A 717-nucleotide genomic window follows, 5' to 3' on the forward strand; every position below is an offset into this window, starting at 1 on the left:
CCCCTCGCCCCCCGCCGGCGCCTGCGCAGCGCGAGCCCCGCTCGCTGCAGGCGCGGCTGCTGCGCCACGTGCTGGTGCCGCTGGGCCTGACGTGGCTGGTGGGCACGGCCGGCTCGGTGCTGCTGGCCAATGCCTTCACCCAGCGCGCGTTCGACCGCTCACTGCTCGACGATGCCTACGCGGTGGCCGCCAACGTGCGAGCCAAGGGCGACGCGCTCGATTTCGCGCTCACCTCGCGCGAGGTCAAGGCCGTGCTGTTCGATCAGGTGGAGACGGTGTACTTCGCGGTGCTGCGACCCGATGGCTCCATGCTGGCGGGCAATGCCGGCGGCCTGCCCGTGCCCCCGCCGCGCGGCGACGAGGCCTACCGGTTCTCCGACATCCAGTTCCATGGCCGGGCGCTGCGCGCGGTGCGGCTCGATGTGCGCGAGCCCCTGCCGTTCGAGGTCGTCACCGCGCAGACCGTGCACAGCCGCAGCGCCATGCTGCGCAGCGTGCTGCTGTACTCGGGCGTGTCGCAACTGCTGCTGCTGGTGGCGCTGGCCGTGTGGCTGCGCCGCGCCATCCAGCGCGACCTGCAGCCCCTGGCCGCGTTCCAGCAGGCGCTGGACCGGCGCGACGCGCGCGACCTGGCCCCCGTGCCCGTGGAGGCCTCCACCCGCGACGTGCAGCACCTGGGCGCCGCGGTGAACGACCTGCTCGCGCGCGTGGCCCAGG

Annotated in this window: 1 protein-coding gene; it reads left to right on the forward strand. The window is 74.3% G+C overall.

The window, feature by feature from the left end; genetic code table 11:
- Positions 1 to 717, forward strand: a 717-nt coding sequence (locus AC27KI_RS26525) for a sensor histidine kinase N-terminal domain-containing protein (RefSeq protein WP_487116858.1), incomplete at both ends; no start/stop codon positions are given.

The organism is Acidovorax sp. KPB24-03 (assembly GCF_057546605.1).